The sequence below is a fragment of the Vibrio sp. G-C-1 genome (assembly GCF_021728015.1).
Classification (GTDB): domain Bacteria; phylum Pseudomonadota; class Gammaproteobacteria; order Enterobacterales; family Vibrionaceae; genus Vibrio; species Vibrio splendidus.
The window spans coordinates 351083-370689 of the sequence record NZ_JAKKCR010000004.1; the positions used below are offsets into that span (position 1 = coordinate 351083).

18 protein-coding genes and 1 pseudogene are annotated in these 19607 nt (G+C 44.7%); 5 read left to right on the top strand and 14 right to left on the bottom strand.

What is annotated here, in order from left to right:
• Window positions 1–58 precede the first annotated feature (58 nt).
• A complete protein-coding gene (locus L3V36_RS08795) occupies window positions 59–1054 on the top strand; it encodes a helix-turn-helix domain-containing protein (protein ID WP_004731614.1) in 996 nt (331 codons plus the stop codon).
• Between the two features lie 36 nt (window positions 1055–1090).
• On the opposite strand, the pseudogene L3V36_RS08800 reads toward L3V36_RS08795, so the two are convergent.
• Both L3V36_RS08800 and L3V36_RS08805 read right to left on the bottom strand, forming a co-directional pair.
• A pseudogene (locus tag L3V36_RS08800) lies at window positions 1091–2152 on the bottom strand (sensor domain-containing diguanylate cyclase).
• Window positions 2153–2333: 181 nt separating this feature from the next.
• Window positions 2334–3338 carry a Solitary outer membrane autotransporter beta-barrel domain gene (locus tag L3V36_RS08805; protein ID WP_054545669.1) on the bottom strand — a complete coding sequence of 335 codons (1005 nt, stop codon included), beginning with the start codon at window positions 3336–3338 and terminating at the stop codon, window positions 2334–2336.
• A gap of 343 nt (window positions 3339–3681) precedes the next feature.
• On the opposite strand from L3V36_RS08805, the gene L3V36_RS08810 reads away from it, so the two are divergent.
• Window positions 3682–4149 carry a hypothetical protein gene (locus L3V36_RS08810; RefSeq protein WP_004731619.1) on the top strand — a complete coding sequence of 156 codons (468 nt, stop codon included), beginning with the start codon at window positions 3682–3684 and terminating at the stop codon, window positions 4147–4149.
• Window positions 4150–4245: 96 nt separating this feature from the next.
• On the opposite strand, the gene L3V36_RS08815 is transcribed toward L3V36_RS08810, so the two are convergent.
• From L3V36_RS08815 to L3V36_RS08835, 5 genes are all read right to left on the bottom strand, one after another.
• The gene (locus L3V36_RS08815) at window positions 4246–5445 is read right to left on the bottom strand and encodes a carbohydrate porin (protein ID WP_208775449.1); all 1200 of its coding nucleotides are present in this window, start codon (window positions 5443–5445) and stop codon (window positions 4246–4248) included.
• 164 nt (window positions 5446–5609) lie between these two features.
• Window positions 5610–6275, bottom strand: coding sequence for a DUF3299 domain-containing protein (locus L3V36_RS08820; protein ID WP_102458758.1), 666 nt, complete (start codon window positions 6273–6275; stop codon window positions 5610–5612).
• Window positions 6276–6361: 86 nt separating this feature from the next.
• On the bottom strand, window positions 6362–7738 hold the full coding sequence (locus tag L3V36_RS08825; protein ID WP_076647861.1) for an amidohydrolase family protein: 1377 nt from the start codon (window positions 7736–7738) through the stop codon (window positions 6362–6364).
• A gap of 357 nt (window positions 7739–8095) precedes the next feature.
• Window positions 8096–9076, bottom strand: a complete 981-nt coding sequence (locus L3V36_RS08830) for a helix-turn-helix transcriptional regulator (RefSeq protein WP_102547795.1) — start codon at window positions 9074–9076, stop codon at window positions 8096–8098.
• Between the two features lie 180 nt (window positions 9077–9256).
• Window positions 9257–9685, bottom strand: coding sequence for a PACE efflux transporter (locus L3V36_RS08835; protein ID WP_208775401.1), 429 nt, complete (start codon window positions 9683–9685; stop codon window positions 9257–9259).
• Window positions 9686–9823: 138 nt separating this feature from the next.
• On the opposite strand from L3V36_RS08835, the gene L3V36_RS08840 reads away from it, so the two are divergent.
• Both L3V36_RS08840 and L3V36_RS08845 read left to right on the top strand, forming a co-directional pair.
• A complete protein-coding gene (locus tag L3V36_RS08840) occupies window positions 9824–10726 on the top strand; it encodes a LysR family transcriptional regulator (protein ID WP_182796322.1) in 903 nt (300 codons plus the stop codon).
• A 480-nt stretch (window positions 10727–11206) separates the two neighbouring features.
• Window positions 11207–11551: a thiamine-phosphate diphosphorylase gene (locus tag L3V36_RS08845; RefSeq protein WP_208775447.1), complete on the top strand. Its 345-nt coding sequence runs from the start codon at window positions 11207–11209 to the stop codon at window positions 11549–11551.
• 128 nt (window positions 11552–11679) lie between these two features.
• Here L3V36_RS08845 and thiE read toward each other — a convergent pair whose 3' ends face one another.
• Window positions 11680–12297, bottom strand: coding sequence for a thiamine phosphate synthase (gene thiE / locus L3V36_RS08850; RefSeq protein WP_208775399.1), 618 nt, complete (start codon window positions 12295–12297; stop codon window positions 11680–11682).
• A 262-nt stretch (window positions 12298–12559) separates the two neighbouring features.
• Here thiE and L3V36_RS08855 point away from each other — a divergent pair, with 262 nt between their 5' ends.
• A complete protein-coding gene (locus L3V36_RS08855; RefSeq protein WP_208775397.1) occupies window positions 12560–14503 on the top strand; it encodes a methyl-accepting chemotaxis protein in 1944 nt (647 codons plus the stop codon).
• Between the two features lie 132 nt (window positions 14504–14635).
• Here the strand turns inward: L3V36_RS08855 and thiM are convergent, their stop codons facing one another.
• From thiM to thiD, 6 genes are read right to left on the bottom strand one after another with little or no spacing between them, the layout of a single operon-like run.
• Window positions 14636–15421, bottom strand: coding sequence for a hydroxyethylthiazole kinase (gene thiM, locus L3V36_RS08860; RefSeq protein ID WP_208775395.1), 786 nt, complete (start codon window positions 15419–15421; stop codon window positions 14636–14638).
• A 29-nt stretch (window positions 15422–15450) separates the two neighbouring features.
• Entirely contained in the window at window positions 15451–16131 is a 681-nt protein-coding gene (gene tenA / locus L3V36_RS08865; RefSeq protein ID WP_208775394.1) for a thiaminase II, read from the bottom strand.
• An 8-nt stretch (window positions 16132–16139) separates the two neighbouring features.
• Window positions 16140–17096: an ABC transporter substrate-binding protein gene (locus L3V36_RS08870; protein ID WP_017068449.1), complete on the bottom strand. Its 957-nt coding sequence runs from the start codon at window positions 17094–17096 to the stop codon at window positions 16140–16142.
• A 46-nt stretch (window positions 17097–17142) separates the two neighbouring features.
• Window positions 17143–17958 (bottom strand): ABC transporter permease, encoded by an 816-nt coding sequence (locus L3V36_RS08875; protein WP_151407842.1) that lies wholly within the window; start codon window positions 17956–17958, stop codon window positions 17143–17145.
• Window positions 17951–18709 (bottom strand): ABC transporter ATP-binding protein, encoded by a 759-nt coding sequence (locus tag L3V36_RS08880; protein ID WP_208775392.1) that lies wholly within the window; start codon window positions 18707–18709, stop codon window positions 17951–17953. The genes L3V36_RS08875 and L3V36_RS08880 overlap by 8 nt, the downstream gene beginning before the upstream one ends.
• Complete coding sequence (gene thiD, locus L3V36_RS08885; protein ID WP_208775391.1) at window positions 18699–19592, bottom strand: bifunctional hydroxymethylpyrimidine kinase/phosphomethylpyrimidine kinase; 894 nt, start codon at window positions 19590–19592, stop codon at window positions 18699–18701. Before thiD ends, L3V36_RS08880 begins: the two co-directional genes overlap by 11 nt.
• Window positions 19593–19607 lie beyond the last annotated feature (15 nt).

Below are 19607 nucleotides of genomic sequence, written 5' to 3' on the forward strand. Positions count from 1 at the left end.
ACGTTGCAAATGATATGCACGTCTAATAATGCAACAATATATACAGGATTGTATTCCAATGACCTCTAGTCACTACCAAGTCCCGGTAATTCAAACGAACTACGCTAAAATTCTGGTTCAGGTTTTTTCTGACTATGGTCTTGATTTACATCTGTTGCTGAAAGATTCCGGTTTACCACCCGACCTTATCGAATCAGAAAGTGATTTTGTGCCATCGGAATCCATTAAGCGTTTGATTTATCTTACATCGGCACAACTCGGCGTATCTCGGTTCACCGATATTCTTGGACTTGCATTTCGACGTCGAATCATCCCAAATGTCTTGCATCAATTTACCGAATTCGAAACCATTGGTGATGCACTAAAACAGATCAATTCAATCTTTGCCTACGACTCCCCAGGCAGCAAAGTCGAGTTTATTCAAGAACACGGTCAGAGCTGGTTTTGCCGTACTGCCCCGGAAGACAATTCCCCTATGTTTCAATGGGGAGAAGCTTTTGCGATTACGTATATCATTGAATTAATAACTATTTTATCCCAATCACCATGGTTACCTAATAAGGTGCGTCTGCAAGGACATGACATCGATGTCGTCAAAACACTGGTGCCAAGTAGCTGCCAACTGTTTGTTGATCAATCGTCGACGGCTGTACTTATTCCTGAAGAAATATTACAACTCCCAATTCGCCTAACCTCTAAAGAGCTCAGTGCTAAACCGACACTTATTGAGTGGCATACCAGCTTTACCGATAGCGTTTATGAGCTTCTAAAGCCGTACATGAAAGAACAAGACCTCTCTCTTGAAGAAGCCGCTGAGCTACTCAACTTTTCGGTGCGAACGTTCCAACGCAAACTCAAGAACGAAAACACCACTTATCGAAAAATCAAAGAGAACCTGATGTTTTCGGTAGCTTGCGAACTGATGGAAGAGGGTCACACGCTGACCTACATCTCTAGCCAGCTCGGTTACACCAACATCTCTCATTTTTCTCGTGCGTTTAAGCGTGTGTCTGGTCTTACTCCGAAGATTTACCAACGCTCAATCTCGGCTTAGATACCGCTAGATTGATTAACCAAGCGCGGCCTGCATCTAACCAAGGGCAATTGGAGTAGCACAGCCCGAGCTAGAGCTACACACTCTATTTCGCCCGTTACCTTTAGCACGATAAAGCGCCTTATCTGCACTGCGATAGGTCGCTTCGGCTTGCGCCTGTATTTCAGACACACCACTGCTCACAGTCAGGTTCAATGTTGTTCCTTTGGTAATCACTTCTTTCAATCGATACATCGCCTCAAACGCTTCTGCTAAATTGGTTTCAGGCATCAAGATAGCGAACTCTTCTCCGCCTACTCGCGCGACGATGTCAGTGTCTCGGCTGTTGTTTCTCAACAGTTCAGCGACCTCTTTCAGCGCTGAATCACCTTGGTCATGACCATGATTATCATTGATGGCCTTGAAATGATCTAAATCGATTAACGCCAAACAAGAGTGCGTGTAACCATAACGCTCCGCTAAGTTTGAATAATGGTTAAGATCTTTATCAAAACGGCGGCGGTTCCAGCACCCTGTGAGAGAATCTGTGTCCACCAACATTCTTAATCGACGTTCTAATACTTTGCGTCGACTAATATCGGTAAAGGTCACCACATATTTATTATTGTGCGACAGTATTTCAACTAACTTTTCGACAACCACATTCACAGTAAAATGTTCACCAAGTCGACTGACTCCACTCAACTCACCCTTCCATCTCTGGTTTTCCTTGAGTTAGCGAGTAATGGTCGATATTAAACTGCTGTTATTCATAAAACAGAGATCAGAAATCGGGCGAGACTCGACTTGATTAAAGGCATAACCTGAAACTCTAGAGAATTGTTGATTAACTTGTATTACCCTCAATTGACTATCGAGGACAATAAAACCAGCGACGCCATCAATGATCGCTTCCGACAAGCTATTATTGCTTTGAGCCATTTCATGTTGATATAGGCGTGCAGTAATGAGGGTGCTGAGCAAAAACAACGCGCACACAGAAAAAGCCATGACTGCCGAAGAAGCCTTACTCAATAACCACAAGCTAACTGCCATATTAAGGGCAAGTGTAGACACCACGTATAGCGGCATTTTTCGGTCCAAACTTAACTTATTCATAGTCTGCTCTAGTGATGGGCGAATAACTATGATGGCTAAGTTTCCACTAAGATATTTACCATTTTACGACACATACAAATTCAAATTACATATCGAACATTAAGCGCATAGGCTTATGCTAACTATTGATCAGAAGAAACGAGTTGTTTAATAGAAAGAGCTAGTTATTAATCGGGAACAACTAATTATTGAGTAAGAACAACAAGCTACCGCCACTGAGTGAGCTGCCATAATTGAAGTTAATTCCAATCCCGAAGTTGTCAAAAAAGTAAGAATCGTAAGGCACATCAAATACTAATCCGGCCCCGAATTCATAGTAATAGTGCGTATCTAAAGGAGCAGTCAAATCACCCGCGACATCGATTCTTGTTAAGTTATAGTGGATTTGAGGGTTATTAAGCGACCAAGCATCGAGCGCTACATTTTGCCTAAACTCGAGTTCATTAATAAATCGCATCCCTTCTGGGTTACCGATATCGCCATCGTTCGCTTCGCCCCAGCCTGTTCCATAAAAGTAACGAACTCTGGAAGACACATTCCAACTGCCCCACTCCTTTGGTTGCAAGTATTGAAGTTTGACTGAAGGTTCTGCAACAAGCGCCCATGCTGATGTATTCAACGCGTAGCCGTCTAGCTGAGATTGAAATGCTTGAGAGTAGCTGTTGTTGTATTCGTATTTATTGCGGTAATAGAGCAAGTGAGTGCCTAAGCCATAGGCGATAGACCAATGTTGGTTTAAATGGTTTTGCCCTCCGAAAAAGCCATACAGGCCCAATACCGAGTCTTCATTTGGGTTAACACGACGGTCAGGAGTCACATCTGATGAAATCTCAATATCCTGTTCAGAAAGCGCATAAGACCCTCGTACGGACCAAATAAGGTCAAAGTCAGGGTCATCCGTTTTAATCACGGAAGAGTAAGGGATGGAGCCCACACTCACTTGGCTTCGAGTATCGATGGTTTTATCTGAGCCAAAACCGCTGTCGTTTAAATTGATAAACGAATTAGGATCAAAATCCACAAAGCCAATTGAAATGGCATCGCTGTCAGTCAGCGCAATTGACACAGAAAATATCTTCTCTAAGCGGTTCTGAATCAATTCATTGGATGCATAGGCCGAGGAAGAACTGAGGCCCATTAAGAGCAGAATAATAGAACGGGGATAGTGCGATAGGGGTGAAAGCATTAAGTTGACTCCATTCAAACTTATGCTTCAAGTGTAATTGGTAACTTAACTAATTCAATCAGAGAGTTAACGGTGTGGTTGATACTGCTCTCAGTTCCAACTGCAAGAGCGTTGCTAAATCGATGGCTCCCCAAAGTTCTTCTACGTCTTGGATTCTAAAATGAATAATCATATGCGCCTCTGTCTAAATTGGAGTCTTATCTTGGATCATTCTTAAAACCCTTACTTACCATAATGCGCCAAACTGACTTTAAGACTTGTTTCGCATATAAAACAATAAGCGTTTGAAAATTATAGGATTAACTCCTAAGTTTTTTATAACCCTTTACTCAGGAAGAAGTAGATGAGCAATATAGAAAAAGTATATGGATTTAATACGCCCCAACGACTCTTTGTCGGATACACGCTTGCGGTACTCGTCGATTTAACCGTTCTTAATTTTTTTGATGAATACTGGGACTTCGTCAATATCGAGTCTTTCACCATCTCATTTGCAGCTGCGATTCTGCTACAACTCCTGCTCAAACTGTCTATTGGCTTAGAACATAAGCTCGCAGATTACTTCAAGTCTAAACCCGGCACTGCGCCTAAGATTTATCGTGGTTTATCCAGTTACGTCATCTTAGTAGGTTCTAAGTTTGTAATGCTGGAAGCCATCAATATCTTGTTTGGCGACAAGGTAGACTTTACAGGCCCATGGAATGGTGTGGTGGCGTTCTTCGCTGTGGTATTCACTATTTTGGTCGCAGAGATTATCGTTTCAAAGATCTACTTCGCACTCGATGACACGCCCAAAGCCGAAAAAGCATAGCCGCTTTTGATACAGACCTAAGACAAAAAAAGTGAGCCAAACAGGCTCACTTTTTACATCTATTCTTTACGTTTCAGCGATTAACAAACAGAGAAGTTAGATAAAGACTCTCGCTCTAACACCAAACACCCAAGCGCTACTTTCATTGGAGAACGCAGGATCTTTAATGTATTGAATATCAGGTGTCACTTGGATGAAATCGTTGAGTTGCATGTTGTAGTAAATTTCAGCCGTCCATTGCTCTGTATTACCACTTATTGCTTTCGCATCAGCTGCAAAAGAATCACCATTCACTTCTGCCCAATTAAGTGCCACGCCTAAATTGTTGGTTGGTTTTCCTAATCCAAAGTAACCCATACCAACAGAAATCGATTTATCGTAAAGGGCAACGTCCCCTTCAGAGAAACCACCACGTACAAACGGCATAACTTGATCATTCATGAACTGACTCCATGAGAAGTTAACGCCCGAGCCACCTTCCGCAGCAAGGCTATTACTGTGACGAGTATCGTCACCAAAGTCCCAGAACGTCACATGGAAGTTATCGGTATAAATCAGTTCTTGTGAAGCCGTCCAACCTAATTCAAGTGTTGTAAAGTAAGACGCATCACTACCAAAAGCGCTATCAAAGCCATCAAAAATATCATCTGACTGACCATTTGCATCAGCGATACCACCGACCACATAAAAGTTTTCGCCTAGCATATGACCGGCAGAAAGGGCCAATACACCGTCATCCGGCAAGCCCATCGCACCAGAGCCTGTCGAGAATGCCAAGTTAGTAAAGCCAGACCACGGGCTTGCTAGAGCGTAAACATCCGCATAGTTCGTTACATCCTGCCAACCGACGACAATGGTGCCTTTGCCATCGTTGATTTTTTGCTTCCAATTTAAGTCCGTAACACGGAACCCTTGGTCACTGTATGCAGGGCCAATTGCACCGACATAACCAAGAGGGCCGAATGAATAGTCTTTTGGCGCAGTATCACCATAAGCATGCCTATGTTCCACCTTCCAAACCAGGCTACCTGAGTTCTGTGTGCCCTTTCCCAATAGATGCCATGAACCGTATAATCGTGCCACACCCGACGATGCATCAACGCTATCGCCGCCAACCCCATCCCCAGAGGTCAGCCCCAAAGCAAAGTAATCTGCACCAAATGTAAAACCATCTTCAGCTAATGACTCCCTCCAAGATTTCTTTTGTGCTTTCTGCTCTGCAATTGTATTTTCAACAGAATCTGGGCCTTCAAAGTTAGCGCCGTAAACAACGCCGCTCATTGGGCCCGCCGCCATCACAATAGCCATACTTATTTTAGAGAATCTTGAGTTCATCATGTCACCAGTGCTTTTTAAGTTAGTTTTATTTTATTCATTACTCACATTGAAAATTATCATTTGATGACACTGAGTGATTTAGATACTTCCAACAATAGATTGTATTCAACTAGACGCACTAGCTAAGGTTGATACTGTTCTACACCGTCCGCTTTCATAGCATAGACCGACTGCACGTTGGCTGCGCCGTCAGAGTAATTCACATTTTCTTTCGATTGGTGCCCTGTTAACTGCCCTTCAACCCAAACCGGCGTCATTAAACTCACCAATTCAATGCCTTGCGGGTAGTCTATCAGCACCAGTTGATTCGCTGGAGGTGGTGGAGTGTGGATACAGGCTCCAGCAGAAGGTACTAAGAAAAACTTGGTCACCTTAGTTCCATCCATTTCAATCGGCGTGATGTAACCAGGGATACGATGTTTACTACCTACCACTTCAGTATTGGGTTTCGAACCCAACGCTTCGCGTTGCTTCATAATCTGTTCACGAGCTACAAATAACGCTTCAACATCGACGTTTTGTTTTCTCAACCTCTCTGTCACTTCAACGATTTCTTGCGTTGCTTCGTCACTTGCCACAAAGCCGTCTTTAGACTGAGCCTCTTTAAAGCGAGCAATAGTCGCCATGTCAAACATCTGATTTCTATCTAACTTTTGAAATGGATCCTCCATTAACTCCATATTCGGAACTAACTCATCCCAGTACGTCACTTTTATTTCACTAGCCAATGATGAAAATGACAAACAACAGAACATCAAAAATGAGCATATTGATTTTAAATCAACCATCAAAATCTACTCCAACCAAACACAACAAAAAGGAAGTAGGTAGAGGAAAAGCTCCCCTACCAAATGATTAAAAATCGAATCGGAAATTACATTTCGTTGCGGTATACAACGCCATCTTTCATTACCAATTTGATAGTGTCGATGGTCTTGTATTCAGGATCAGCGTCAAACCATTCCGGAGTCGCACCTATCACCGCCATGTCTTCCAATGGGTTACCATCAATCAATAAGATATCTGCAACCGCTCCATTTTCAATAACGCCTAATTTCCCTTGTGTGGTGCCTCTAGGGCCTGACATCGCCAACATCTCACCAGCCGTTGAAGTCATTTGTTTCAATACTTCAAAGTTGCTGCCGAAAGCTTGTGTGCGCCAGTAAATTTCGTAACGACGAGCTCGCTCTGCATCGGAATCTGCTCCTACATAGTCAGAGGCGAAAACGACCTTCACATTGTTTTCTAACAATCGTTTACCGTAATCACCGTATTCTTCTTGAAGTTGGGCGACCATTGGCAATTTCTCAGCTGGCATTAACGGGTTTTTCGCTAAATCTGGCGATAATCCCCACATTTGAGGAACAACATATCCGCCTTCTTTGGCAATTCTCTTCATCGTTTCATCATTAATAAAGAACCCATGTTCAAAGCTTTTAACGCCACAATCCAATAATCGATTTACCGATCGATCGTTAAAAGTGTGTGCCGCGACATAGGTATTCCAATCTTTAGCGGCTTCAACAATCGCACATGTCTCATCAACCGAGTATTGAGTCGTATCTATTGGGTCAAATCGAGATGAACCACCGCCACCAGCCATGATCTTGATTTGAGTCGCGCCATTTCGTAGGTTCAATCGTGTCGCTTTCAACACTTCTGGTACGCCATCGGCAACCGCACCAATCCCCATACGTTCAAAGTTAGAAATGTCACCCACAGAATTCGGAGTAAAACCTGGGTCACTTCGATCTCGGAAATCACCATGCCCAGATGTTTGAGAGATAAATGCACCAGAAGGATAAATTCGAGGGCCGACAACGTTACCCGCCTCAATTTCACGAGTTAGACCAAAGGCTGGACCGCCCATATCACGAACAGTGGTAAAACCATCATCTAAGTAGCGCTTAGCCACTTGAGTCGCATGAATTGAAATGTCAGTGAGGTCTTTATTAGTTTCGATGTCACCAAAATTATAGTTAATCATGACGTGAGCATGGCCATCGATCAGACCCGGCATTAACGTTTTGCCTTCGCCGTCAATCACTACAGCTTCGCCAGCCTCTATCGGGCTCGCAGAGATTTGTTTGATAAGATTATCTTCGACTAATACATGATGGTCTTCGTACAATTTGTTTTCAGTACCATTGAATACATCGACGTTAGTAAATAGCGTTGATGCGGCATTTGCAGAAAGAGCAAATGAACACGAAAGAGCAACAACAGAGAGCTTTAAGCCTGCATTTTTCATTTATACACCTTGATTCCGTTTATGAGTGGAGTCCACTTCCCATAACGATTCCGTAACTACTAATGAGTGTCATGAGGTTTCAAAGGTGTTTTTGTCAGCCGCGATAATCACAAAAATCTAATCAAAATTCCGGGAAAACATCGAGGCAAAAACAACTCATCAACATTCAATAACTTAGTAGTGATACTGCCAGTGTTCAAGGTTGATAAATGGCCATTTGGTGACAATAAATAATTATGCGTTCAGGCTCCGGTTTCTGCTTAATAGCTGGAGTTTTTACTTATTGGCTAGAGTTTCGCTGCGGAGCTATTATTGCCGAAGCTCTTACTGGTAGCTTGGTACTGTTGCTTACCGAGGTTAGCTGTGCTCTTTTCGGTACTGTCTTGGCGTCATGTTCATCTGTCGTTTGAACGCTCGGGTAAAGTGGGAAGAATCGGAATACCCCATCTTCGCGCCTACTTGTGTAATCGATAAATCGGACTGCTTAAGCAATTCTAAAACCTGCTCAAGAACCATCTCTTCAATCAAGGTTTTGTAGACCACCCCTTCACTTTCCAACCGACGCTGGATCGTTCTGACATGAATATTCAGAATCTCAGAAGCTAAGCTAATTGGGAGTTTCCCCATCGTGAGATAAGGTTTAATAACAAGCTTAAAAGCGCTCAGGAATGAGCTAGGTAAAGGCTTAGTGAGATCTGATACTTGAGCAATTTTGGGTAAAACAATCGGTGCAAGCATGATGTCTTCAGGGATCTCAAAGGCAGTGACCGGTCTATGCGTATAAAACTGAGCACTGCCCATTTGTGGTAGAGATTGAAAACATTCGAGATCGCCATTTTGAATTCCGACCTCAGACGGCTTCCAACGACCTTGTGTTAATACTGAAAGTAGCTCGTTGATGAAAATAACAGAGAACAGTTCAGCGAACTTAAACCACGGTGCGTTAGTAAACGGCTTCTCGCGAACCAACCACCACTTGCCTCCGGATTGCTTGGTATAGACATTCGCACCATTGGATACGAGCTTCAATTGCTCACCAAATTGGTCTAGCGCGTTTTTCAATGAATCCTGCTGGCTTAGCTTAGCCACAAACCTTGGCACATAGGTTTGCTTGCAAAAACTCCACATAAACAGCGAAAACTCTTCTCTCGACGCCGACTCTCCCATAATCTTGACCACGTTCTTAACCGTTGTCTCAGGGAGATAATCGTAATGGTCATTACTGGTGAGAATATCATTAGGGATTTGGGCACTGCGTAGTAAGGTGTAGATTTCACCATCAATATGTTTGAACAGTTCCGCGAACAATTCGACTTCTTTCTTATCGACAACTGTCATTATCTGAGGGGTATTTGGCATCCTTTCCCTTATCTATTCGTTCACGAACTCAAATTATCACCTTTTTTAAGATAGCAGAACAAACGCCGCGTTACCTAGACCTACTAACCGGATGTCTCCGTCAAAATAACGAATAAACAAACGGTTAGTAGCCAAACTCGTGTTTACTGACTTGGTAGATTACTGAACGGCTAAGTCCGCTCTGCGTACCCAGAATGCTCGCACATGATCATAAATCAGATTAAACACAAACGCGTAAATGGTAATAAAAATGGTCACGCCGATATCCATTAAAAATGCCTGCCAAATCCCCACATCAAGTAAGTAAGCCATCACTGGGATCGTCGCCACCAGCAAGCCTGCCTCAAATAGCACGACATGAAAAACACGTAACTTGAGCGAACGCTTTGATTTTTCACCCGTGAAGTAGCGATCAAAAATGCGGTTGAAACAGTAGTTCCAAATCATGGCGATGGTCGCAACAACTATCATGGTTCCTGATAAGGCATTCACATCATGATCAGTAAATATCGCTAAGCCTATAATTGATAGTGTTACGGCCAATACTTCAAATAACACAGAGTGAAACACTCTTTCTAACGTACTCATACATTCCTCTAAATAATCTATTACGTGTTGGATTGGTCGAGATTATGTCACCTGAAATAATAAGAGAAAGTTAACAGCTATCACGAATAGTGATAGCCTAGGAGTTATTACCCCCTTTGGTATTGAGCGAGAGATAACATGTACAGTTTTGAGCAATTAAAAGTCTTCGTCACTGTGTGTGAAAGTGGCTCTTTCTCTGCCGCCGCTCGCAAACTGAAACGCGCTCAGTCTGGAGTCAGCCAGTCGATCGCGAATCTCGAAATAGCCATCGACCAAGAGCTATTTAACCGAGAGAAAAACATCCCCGTTTTGACCAACACAGGTAAAGCGTTATTACCTGTCGCTAAGTCGATTCTCGACCAACAAAAGTACTTCGACCAAAAAGTAGAATCGCTCACACAAGAAGATGAGCACGAACTGATCATTGCGGTTGATGAAAGCATCATAGATAAGAATTTCATTAAGATAATCAGCTCACTGGCCGATCAGTTCCCAATAACACACTTCGATATTATTACGACCTCAACCTTCGATGTTGAAGACCTGGTGAGACGTGGCGAAGCGCAGATTGGCATCATCTATGCGGATGGTGAACTTAAAGTGGATATGGACTTCTTCTTACTGGGTCAAGCCCGCTTTCTTACGGTTAGCTCCGCCACCCACGAACTCAGCCAAATGTCGGTAGTACAAGACTCAGATCTAAAGCGTTACCGCCAATGTGTGCATCGCAGTTCAAAGCAGCGCGAACTGTGGTTCACCTACGGTATTAGCTCGATGCTTTGGTATGCCAACAACCACAAAACGATCATCGATCTCGTTGAACAGAACGTTGGCTGGGCAAATGTGCCTGAAATGATGGTGATGGAAGGCATTCAAAAAGGCGAACTTGTAGCACTGCCAGTGGCACACGAGCATGGTGGTTGGATTACTCCAGTGGGTTGCTTGGTGTCTCGCAGCCACATTAATGGGCCAGTGCTGACCAGCTTGATTGAGCAACTTAAGGGACACTCACTGCAATACAATCAATGGCAAGCCAACTAGTCTCCTGTATTTTTGAAAGCACATCTATTTTTGAAAGCACCTCTATTTTCAAAACTCCTCTGTCTTTTTAAAGCCATTCCATTTTTGAAAAAATCGTCAATTCAGAGATTCAACATCGGTGTGGAACTCACCACCGCTACCTCATTTCCGCTTTTCGTGCCGATAATTTTCTTTGTCGTGTGGATAAAACACCTTAGTTGATGTCCAAAAGTGACCTAACTACACTGCGATCCCAACCGGGTGTGTCTTTTCAAACGAATGTAGACAGACCCAAATCGCTCTTTAACATCACTGACCCAACTTCAAATCTCCCACATAAGTGCCCCTGCCCTGCAACCACTTGTGAAAGCTTCAAATAGATCACTTTTGAATATTGATTCGCACCCAGTTTATGAGCGCTCTTCGAGTGCTTTTTTATATCTAAATGAACCTTTTGGAAAATTTGTCGTGAACGTTTTAAGAAATATTTGCCCTGAGAAAATGGGCAAAGAGCGTAACAAACGAGAGTATGATTTACGCGTACTTAATTGTGTCAGTGAAAGCGAGTATGAATCGCGTATGGCAGTTTGGAATAGCTTAACTTTGGTTGCTACTCCGTCTATTTCAGAAACAAAAGGCTTCATCGATGAGGCTTTCAACAAACTTCAGCAAGACTTGAAAGAAGCGAGCCGCGAGTTATCGATAAACTACACAGACTTCATTGCAATGGCGCATGAAGAACTCAACTATATTAAGGTGTTTGTTGCTGATAAGACCGCACAATACGGCTGGTATGCCGCGATCGTTATTATGATCATCGGTACTGTTGCTTTATGCGCTCAGTAAACCAAACTGTGTATTAAATAAATTGTCTTAAAAGCTCAAGCGATAGGCCAATTTAGCCTTTCTATTAGCCTGTTCTTTAATTAGAAAACAAATGGTTAACCTCATTTGTTTTCTAGTCTATAACCCTTTCACTCTCCCATCAGAGACAACAGATCCCGCGTCGCTTGTTTTGGGTTTTCAGCGTGACATATCGCTGACACCAAAGCCAATCCATGAATGCCAGTCTTAACCAACGTCGGAATGTTCGACTCGTTAATTCCACCGATACCCACAATCGGCAACTTCGTTGTTTTCAAAGCCATTTGAATGCCTTCATAACCCCAATGTTTCTTTAGATTCGGCTTGGTTGGTGTGGCAAACAACGCGCTGAGGCCAATGTAATCGATCGGCAAACTATCGGCTTCTTGTAGCTGCTGTTCAGTTTCAATTGATAACCCAAGAATCTTATCCGGGCCAATCAACTGACGAGCCAGCACTGCAGGCATATCCGATTGCCCCAGATGCAAACCATCGGCGTCGACAGCCAATGCAACGTCCACTCGGTCATTGATGATCAGCGGAACACCGGAGCCAACCAAAATCGACTTAACCGCTTGTGCTCGTTCAATGAAGGCTCTTACGTCCCCATGTTTTTCTCTTACTTGGACCATAGTGACGCCACCCGCAACCGCTTGTTCAACCACAAACTTAAGCGTTTCTAAATCTTGTTGGTCATCCGTTACTAAATAGAGCTTATAAGGGTTCATTTCGTACCTTTGGAGTCGATGTCTAAAATTGGCGTTGTACTATTTTACCGACAAATCGCATCATGTGCATGGAAGTTAATACTAAATTAGCTCAATTACACACGAACCATCAAATACGCAACTCGTTGAAAGCATGCCGAAAAACCTGAACTTTTTAACTAAAGCGTTACTTATTACACAAAGTATTCACTTCAAGCATGCCCAGAACGCTGTTTTATGAAATACTCCGCTGTGAAGGAATCAGGTAAATATAGGGATAGTTATGCGCCACCTTTCTATAGCGCTCAAGATCAAGCTGGGTTATGCCATCTGCTTGCTCTTTTTCGTCATTTCAGGCTTTGTGAGTTACAAAGGTATCCAAACCTTGTCGAACGGCTTTAGCCAATACAGTGAGCTCAGCCAAAAAGCGACATTATCAAGCAACATTCAAGTGCACTTTCTTCAGATGCGTTTAGCTTCTGAACGTTACTTAGAGTCATTGGATGAACAGTACGAAACGAATTATCAATCAAGCAAACTTGCGATTGATGAACTGCTCAACAACTTAATCCAATCCACCACCAAAACCGATAGCCTAGCTAGCCTGCAATTAGTGCAAGACAGTGTGGCGGCGTTTGATGTGGCTTATGGTTCAATGAAACAGAGTGAGCTTCTGATAGACCAACTGGTCAACGTTGAGATGGTCCAACGAGAAACCAACGCACTGAAAGCTGCTCAGAGCTTGTTGTATGAGTCTTACAATAACAATGATCCAAACGCGAGCTTATACGCGGGCATGTTGATGGAGAATTTCCTCGCAGCCAAGATCACTGTACTGAGTTACTCAAACAACAACGACCTCAAAACCTATGAGGCGGGTAAAGATATCTTTGAATACGCGCTACCAGGTATTGAAGGCGACATTGAATCTCTTAAATCATCCCCTTACCAAAGTGAACTGATTGAAGATTTCTCTAACCAGCGCGAAGCGTATGCAAAAGGCTTTGAGCAAGTTCATCAACAAATGATCGAGAACACGCAAAGAACTGCGACTCTTGCCTCGATTGGTGACAGCTTGGCTATCGCGGTAGCCGATGCTCAAAGTATTCTAGAGCAACAGAAACAAGCATTAACGCCAGAACTGCAAGCCAGTGAAAAACGTTCAGTTCAAATCATCTTCTTGCTAACGGGTGTGGCTTTGGTGATTGGCATGACGAGCGCTGTGTTGGTGACTCGTTCTATTACCAAAGGCATCGCACAGGTTAAACAGATCACCAATGAGCTTTCTCAGGGTAACCTGAATGTTGAAGTGAACATCGAGAGCAAAAATGAGATTGGCGAACTGCTGACCAACATGGAGGTTACGATTGAATCTCTGCGCGATATTGTTGGTCAAGTGAACCGTTCTAGCGTGCGTATTGGTGAGATGTCGGAGTCACTTAATCAGGTGACAAACAACAGCTCGACCAACGCGACCCAGTTGAACAATGAGATGATCAATATCTCTTCTGCCGTTGATCAATTGGCTTCGAGCACATCTGAAATTGCGGCAAGTGCCAACCACGCGTCTCAAGTTGCCAACCAAGCAACCGAGAATGTCGCTATGGGACTCAAAGAAGTGGACAAAACACTGCATGAGATTGGTAGCGCCGATGAAAGCATGCAGGTGAGCAGCCAAAAAGTGACTGACCTACACAAAGAGTCGATGAATATTGGTGCCATTCTTGAAGTAATTAAGGGCGTTTCTGAGCAAACCAACCTATTGGCATTGAACGCTGCCATTGAAGCCGCTCGTGCGGGTGAGCAAGGCCGTGGGTTTGCCGTGGTAGCCGATGAAGTGAGAACTCTCGCTAAGCGAACTCAAGATTCTGCAAGCCAGATTGACGAACTCATCACCTCGTTACAGCGTGGCGCTAAAGATGCGTTAGAGTCGATCAAAGAGAGCCACAGCACGGTTTCCGATGCTTCAACTCAGGCACAACAAGCTTCTCAGAACTTGCATGTGATTAATCAACACATTCAAGATCTGAACCAAGCAAATAGCCAGATCGCAGTATCTGTCGACGAGCAAGATTGCTTAACCAAATCATTGGGTGAGAATGCACAAGGTGCAAATACCATCGCACAAAGCAACCAAGAGTCTGTAAGCAGTATTTCTGGCGCGGCGAGCGACTTAACCGAGGTTGCTCACCACCTAGAGAGCCAAGTAAATCGATTTAGAACCTAACCAATTGCTCATATAACGAGATAGCTAACACAACGACGAGTTAATACGGTTTTGAAGCAATAATAGAAAAGCCCTCAACACATATGTGTTGAGGGCTTTTTAATAAGCTACGAATGCAGATCTAGATTGAATCTACTGAATCTTCAAACGTTGGATCAACGTATCTTCATCTAGTTGATACAGTTCATCAAGCAAGTTCATTTGCAAGCTACCCGGGCCACGAGAGTTCTCAGCCGCGATTTCGCCAACCACACCCAATACCGCTGCAGCAGCCAAACCACTGTCATCACCGACAGCCGCGAAAGCACCCGTCAGCGCTGTTAGCGTACAACCCATGCCCGTCACATACGGCATCATTGGGTGACCATTGTTTAACGTCACAACGCTGTCTTTAGTGACAACGTAATCTGTCTCACCGGAAATAACCACATTCGCACCGTATTCAGCCACTAAGCATTGCGCTGCGCCTAATGCGGCATCACTGCTATCTAGTGCATCAACGCCTTTGCTCTGTGCTTGCTCACCCGCTAGCGCGATAATCTCAGACGCGTTACCACGAATGATCAACTTATCGGCTAAGCGTGCAATTTCACGAGAAGTCTCGGTACGCAGCGTACTTGCGCCACAACCCACAGGGTCAAGAACCACCACCTTGTTGTTCGCGTTCGCTTGCTCAACAGCAAAACACATTCTTGGCGTCCAAACACTGTCGAGCGTGCCAATGTTGATCACAAGCGCGCCAGAGAAAGACATCATCTCAGCCAGTTCTTGCTGCGAGTGCGCCATGATAGGCGAAGCGCCAATCGCCAATAACGCATTGGCCGTATTGTTCATCACGACGTAGTTGGTGATGTTCACAACCAGTGGTTTTTGCTCTCGTACTGCGCGCAACGATTGGATGATTTGTTCAGTTAGCATGGATAAATCCTTATTCGTAAAAGTCGCTTTTAAGCCGAGGTTGAGTCATTAAGTGCATTCAGCCCTTGCTGCCAAAAAGCCACTTCCATACGCGTTGCCGTTTTGAAGATATGAACGATGTTCTGACCGCGCTCGCTGTTGATATCAATTTCAGCAAGCAGCTGATTGAAGTATTCTGCGCCCGTTGCCACGCCAGATTGGAACTCTTCTCCGCCGTAAAGCTGAAGCCAGCTCGCGTATGGGTTGCCTTCTAAAACAGTATCGCTGCTTTCTAATAACGCTTTACCGGTCACAGCGTAACCAATGGAACACGGAGCCAGTGCCGCATATAAGTCGACAAGATCACCCGTCATGCCTGCATCCAGAACGTAGCGCGTGTAAGCAACTGTACCGAAATCTTCCGGTTCGTTTTCTAGGTCAGATTCGGTTAAACCCCACTGACCACAGTAAGTCACGTGGTGAGAGATTTCAGAATCTAGCAGAGCATGAACACTTGGCAGTGCACGACGCATATCAGCCAGTGTTTTTGCCTTGTAAATCGCCAACGCATAAGCGCGGGCATACTGCTTCAAGAACAGAAAATCTTGTTTCAGATAATGCAGAAAACAGGGTTGAGCTAGCGTGCCGTTTGCCAGCGTTTTAACAAAATCATGCTCGGTGTAGTCTTGCCAATCTTGCTGACAGGCTTGGATTAAGTCTTGGTATTTCATGAGATTCCTTAGTCAAAAGTCGGTACGTAATCAGCGGCTTTTGGTAGTGATTTGATAATGCCTTTGTCGAACATGAACTGTGCGTAATCGTCGTAACGTTTTAGATCAACCGCTGAAGGGCGAAGTGCAAAACGAGTCAGTGTGTCGTTCCATGCGCGTTGATTAAGCTCGTTGTTCAACGTATCTGGTGAATACGCAACAAACTCGCTCCATGACTCTTGTGGGTGGTTCACGATGTAAGTTGTTGCTTGCTCCAATGCTTTGTTGAACGCTTTGATCGCTTCATCATCGTGCTGCTTTGCGTTCGCAACAAAGATAAGCTCATCGTAAGCTGGCACACCGTGCTCTTCTGGGAAGAATGCTTTTGCTTTAAAACCTTCAAGGGCTAGCTGGTTAGTTTCGAAGTTACGTAGGCCACCCCAGATTGCATCTACCTTGCCCGATGCCAATGAAGATGAAAGTGCCCAACCGACATTGATGGTTTGCACGTCTGTAAATGCAACATTTTCTTGAGCTAGCATGGTACCGATAGTCGCTTCTTCGTTACCCGCAATCGCGATGCCGATCTTTTTGCCTTTCAGATCCGCTAATGAATCGTTCTTGCCGTTATCCAGTACCATTAGTGTGTTCAGTGGCGTCGCGATAAGGGTTGATGCACGAACTAAAGGAAGACCCGCTGCCACATCCATGGTTAAACTTGGTTGGTAAGTTACCGCTAAATCAACCTTACCTGCCGCAACCAATTTTGCTGGCGTGCTTGGGTCAGCTGGTTCTTGAATTTCAATGTCTAAGCCTTGGTCAGCAAAGTAGCCACGCTCTTGAGCGATCACAATTGGGCCATGGTTCGGGTTTACAAACCAATCCAACATCAATGTCAGTTTCTTTTGTTCAGAGTCCGCTAGAGCATGACCTGAAACCAATGAAGCAAGCAGTGCCACTGCACCTATCAATTTTGTATTTTTCACGGTTAACCTTTCCTTTTGAATATTATTCTTATATTGAGCGAAGCCATCATTGGTTTTCCCAAGGGATAGCTTTTTTGAGTAATTTATCTGTAACGAAGTAGAGCGAGATAGACAGCACCGCCAAGATGAACAAGGCAGCAAACATCTCATCTATGATCATGCGTGCGTTGGCCTGTAGCATTAGGTAACCCAGCCCCTCACTCGAACCCACCCACTCCCCGACGACCGCGCCAATTGGGGCAATAACCACCGCCACACGAATGCCAGACGCTAATGTTGGCAGCGCAGCAGGCAGTTGGATATAACGCAGCAATTGCCATTTCGATGCGCCCATCGTTTTGGCAAGATCGAGATAGCCTGTCGGAGTATTTCGCAGGCCGTCGTAGCAACAGGTCGTCACAGGGAAGAATATAATGATCGCCGCCATCACCACTTTTGAGGCGATGCCATAGCCAAGCCACAACATCAATACTGGAGCAATCGCAAACACAGGAATCGCTTGGCTAGCGATTAAGATAGGTAACAGCCAGCGTTTTAGTGGTTCGAACATCAACATCTGTAGGGCGAAAAATAGCCCCATCGACAAACCGAGTAGCAAGCCAAGTAAGATCTCTTGCGCAGTCACCCAAGTGTGTTTGAGCAATACATCGTAGCGTTCGAATAGTTTAATAAAGACTTCTGCAGGCGCTGGCAGAATGAAGCTCGGCATCTCGAAGATAACCACCACCATTTGCCATAAACCGAGAATCACAGCACTGCTGATCAGCAAACGCATAACGGGATTCATCTGGCGAGGACGTTCAGTGCTAGCCTGTATGTCGGTTGAACGAACCCCAACTTCGCTTCGCGTTAGATCATTCATAGTCACGCTCCAACTGATCTAAGATCGCTTGTTGTAACTCAGCGCATTCACCGTCTAACACTCGTGGTGTTGATGTGAGAGGCACAGATAAAGACTGAGCATTCGCAGGTGTGCCTTGCAACACATACAAATTGTCCGCCAAACGCACCGCTTCTTGTGGATCATGGGTGATCAACACAACGGTTTTACCTTTTAGCAGTTCACACGCTAAACCTTGCAGCTTGTGTCTTGTTACCGCATCCAGCGCAGAGAACGGTTCATCCATCAGCACCACTGGCTTGTCTTGCATTAAGGTGCGAGCCAAAGCAACACGTTGACGCATGCCTCCAGACAACTGATCCGGCATCGCATTCGCATAATCAGCCAAACCAACTTCAGCTAACAACTCGAGTGCTTGATTGGTTTGCAGTGCTTTATCAGAAACTGGATTTTGAAAGCGATGACTCAGGCATACATTGTCGATGACCGATAGCCATGGCAATAACAAATCTTGCTGCGCCATGTAAGCGATGCGGTCCGTTAAAGGCAATTCATCGGACGTTGCCAATGTGCCCTGCCACTCCACCTTGTCGTCCAGCAAGCCCGCCAGATAACGCAATACCGTGGTTTTTCCGCAACCACTTCGACCCAGCAATACCGTCCACTTACCTGCGTTTAAGCTAAGCGACAACCCAGATAAGGTCGCGTACTCGCTGTCTCGGTAACGTAACGTCGCGTTGCTGAGTTGAACGCCAACCGTATTAACGGACATTACCGTGTCCAGCGAAGAAGTGATTTACCGGGCCATGACCTTGACCAACTTGCAACTCATCAGCATGAGCAATCGCGCGAGAAATGTATTGTTTGCCTAGGTCAACAGCTTCTGCCAGCGTGTTGCCCTGAGCCAAGAAAGAAGCAATGGCAGATGAAAGCGTACAGCCCGTGCCGTGGGTGTTTTTAGTCGGGAAACGCTTCGCGCTAATCAAGGCAGACGTCGTCGGGAGAATCAGTAGATCGTTACTGTTTTCATCTTTCTCTAAATGACCGCCTTTGAGAAGAACGGCTTTAGCACCTAGTGCGCGTAAATCTTCAATCATACCCTGCATTTCACCTTCGCTTTCAGGTACCGGCTTGCCTGTTAACGCCGCGCCTTCTGGTAAGTTAGGGGTGATAATATCTGCCAGCGGAATCAACTCTTGCTTTAGCGTCGTGATAGCTGAGTTTTCTAAGAGAAGGTCACCACTTGTCGCGACCATTACAGGGTCAATCACAAGATGCTTAGGTTGGTACTGCTTAATTTTGTCAGCGACGACTTTGATGATTTGCGAATCAGCCAACATGCCGACTTTCACAGCCACGATATTCAGATCAGTAAAAACCGCATCTAACTGGCTAGCAACATGCTCGAGTGGAATAGGAAAAATGGCGGAAACGCCTTGCGTGTTCTGAGAAGTGATCGCGGTAATTACCGAACAAGCAAAACTACCTGTAGCAGACATGGCTTTAATATCAGCTTGGATACCTGCACCGCCACCACTGTCTGAGCCAGCGATCGTCAATACAATCGGAGTGTTCGTTCGAATCGAACCATCCACAGAATGCTCTGAAGCTGAGGCTTTTGGCGTTAAATCTTTTGAAATAGAACTGTGTGTCATTGTCGCTCCTACTAT

Excerpts from the sequence above, each read along its gene's own strand:
- L3V36_RS08875 (WP_151407842.1), bottom strand. The coding sequence starts at position 17,958 with ATGAATGATCTAACGCGAAGCGAAGTTGGGGTTCGTTCAACCGACATA.
- L3V36_RS08805 (WP_054545669.1), bottom strand. The coding sequence starts at position 3,338 with ATGCTTTCACCCCTATCGCACTATCCCCGTTCTATTATTCTGCTCTTA.
- L3V36_RS08845 (WP_208775447.1), top strand. The coding sequence starts at position 11,207 with ATGGGCAAAGAGCGTAACAAACGAGAGTATGATTTACGCGTACTTAAT.
- L3V36_RS08815 (WP_208775449.1), bottom strand. The coding sequence starts at position 5,445 with ATGGCGGCGGGCCCAATGAGCGGCGTTGTTTACGGCGCTAACTTTGAA.
- L3V36_RS08810 (WP_004731619.1), top strand. The coding sequence starts at position 3,682 with ATGAGCAATATAGAAAAAGTATATGGATTTAATACGCCCCAACGACTC.
- tenA (WP_208775394.1), bottom strand. The coding sequence starts at position 16,131 with ATGAAATACCAAGACTTAATCCAAGCCTGTCAGCAAGATTGGCAAGAC.
- thiD (WP_208775391.1), bottom strand. The coding sequence starts at position 19,592 with ATGACACACAGTTCTATTTCAAAAGATTTAACGCCAAAAGCCTCAGCT.
- L3V36_RS08825 (WP_076647861.1), bottom strand. The coding sequence starts at position 7,738 with ATGAAAAATGCAGGCTTAAAGCTCTCTGTTGTTGCTCTTTCGTGTTCA.
- thiE (WP_208775399.1), bottom strand. The coding sequence starts at position 12,297 with ATGAACCCTTATAAGCTCTATTTAGTAACGGATGACCAACAAGATTTA.
- thiM (WP_208775395.1), bottom strand. The coding sequence starts at position 15,421 with ATGCTAACTGAACAAATCATCCAATCGTTGCGCGCAGTACGAGAGCAA.
- L3V36_RS08795 (WP_004731614.1), top strand. The coding sequence starts at position 59 with ATGACCTCTAGTCACTACCAAGTCCCGGTAATTCAAACGAACTACGCT.
- L3V36_RS08835 (WP_208775401.1), bottom strand. The coding sequence starts at position 9,685 with ATGAGTACGTTAGAAAGAGTGTTTCACTCTGTGTTATTTGAAGTATTG.
- L3V36_RS08880 (WP_208775392.1), bottom strand. The coding sequence starts at position 18,709 with ATGTCCGTTAATACGGTTGGCGTTCAACTCAGCAACGCGACGTTACGT.
- L3V36_RS08840 (WP_182796322.1), top strand. The coding sequence starts at position 9,824 with ATGTACAGTTTTGAGCAATTAAAAGTCTTCGTCACTGTGTGTGAAAGT.
- L3V36_RS08855 (WP_208775397.1), top strand. The coding sequence starts at position 12,560 with ATGCGCCACCTTTCTATAGCGCTCAAGATCAAGCTGGGTTATGCCATC.
- L3V36_RS08820 (WP_102458758.1), bottom strand. The coding sequence starts at position 6,275 with ATGGTTGATTTAAAATCAATATGCTCATTTTTGATGTTCTGTTGTTTG.
- L3V36_RS08830 (WP_102547795.1), bottom strand. The coding sequence starts at position 9,076 with ATGACAGTTGTCGATAAGAAAGAAGTCGAATTGTTCGCGGAACTGTTC.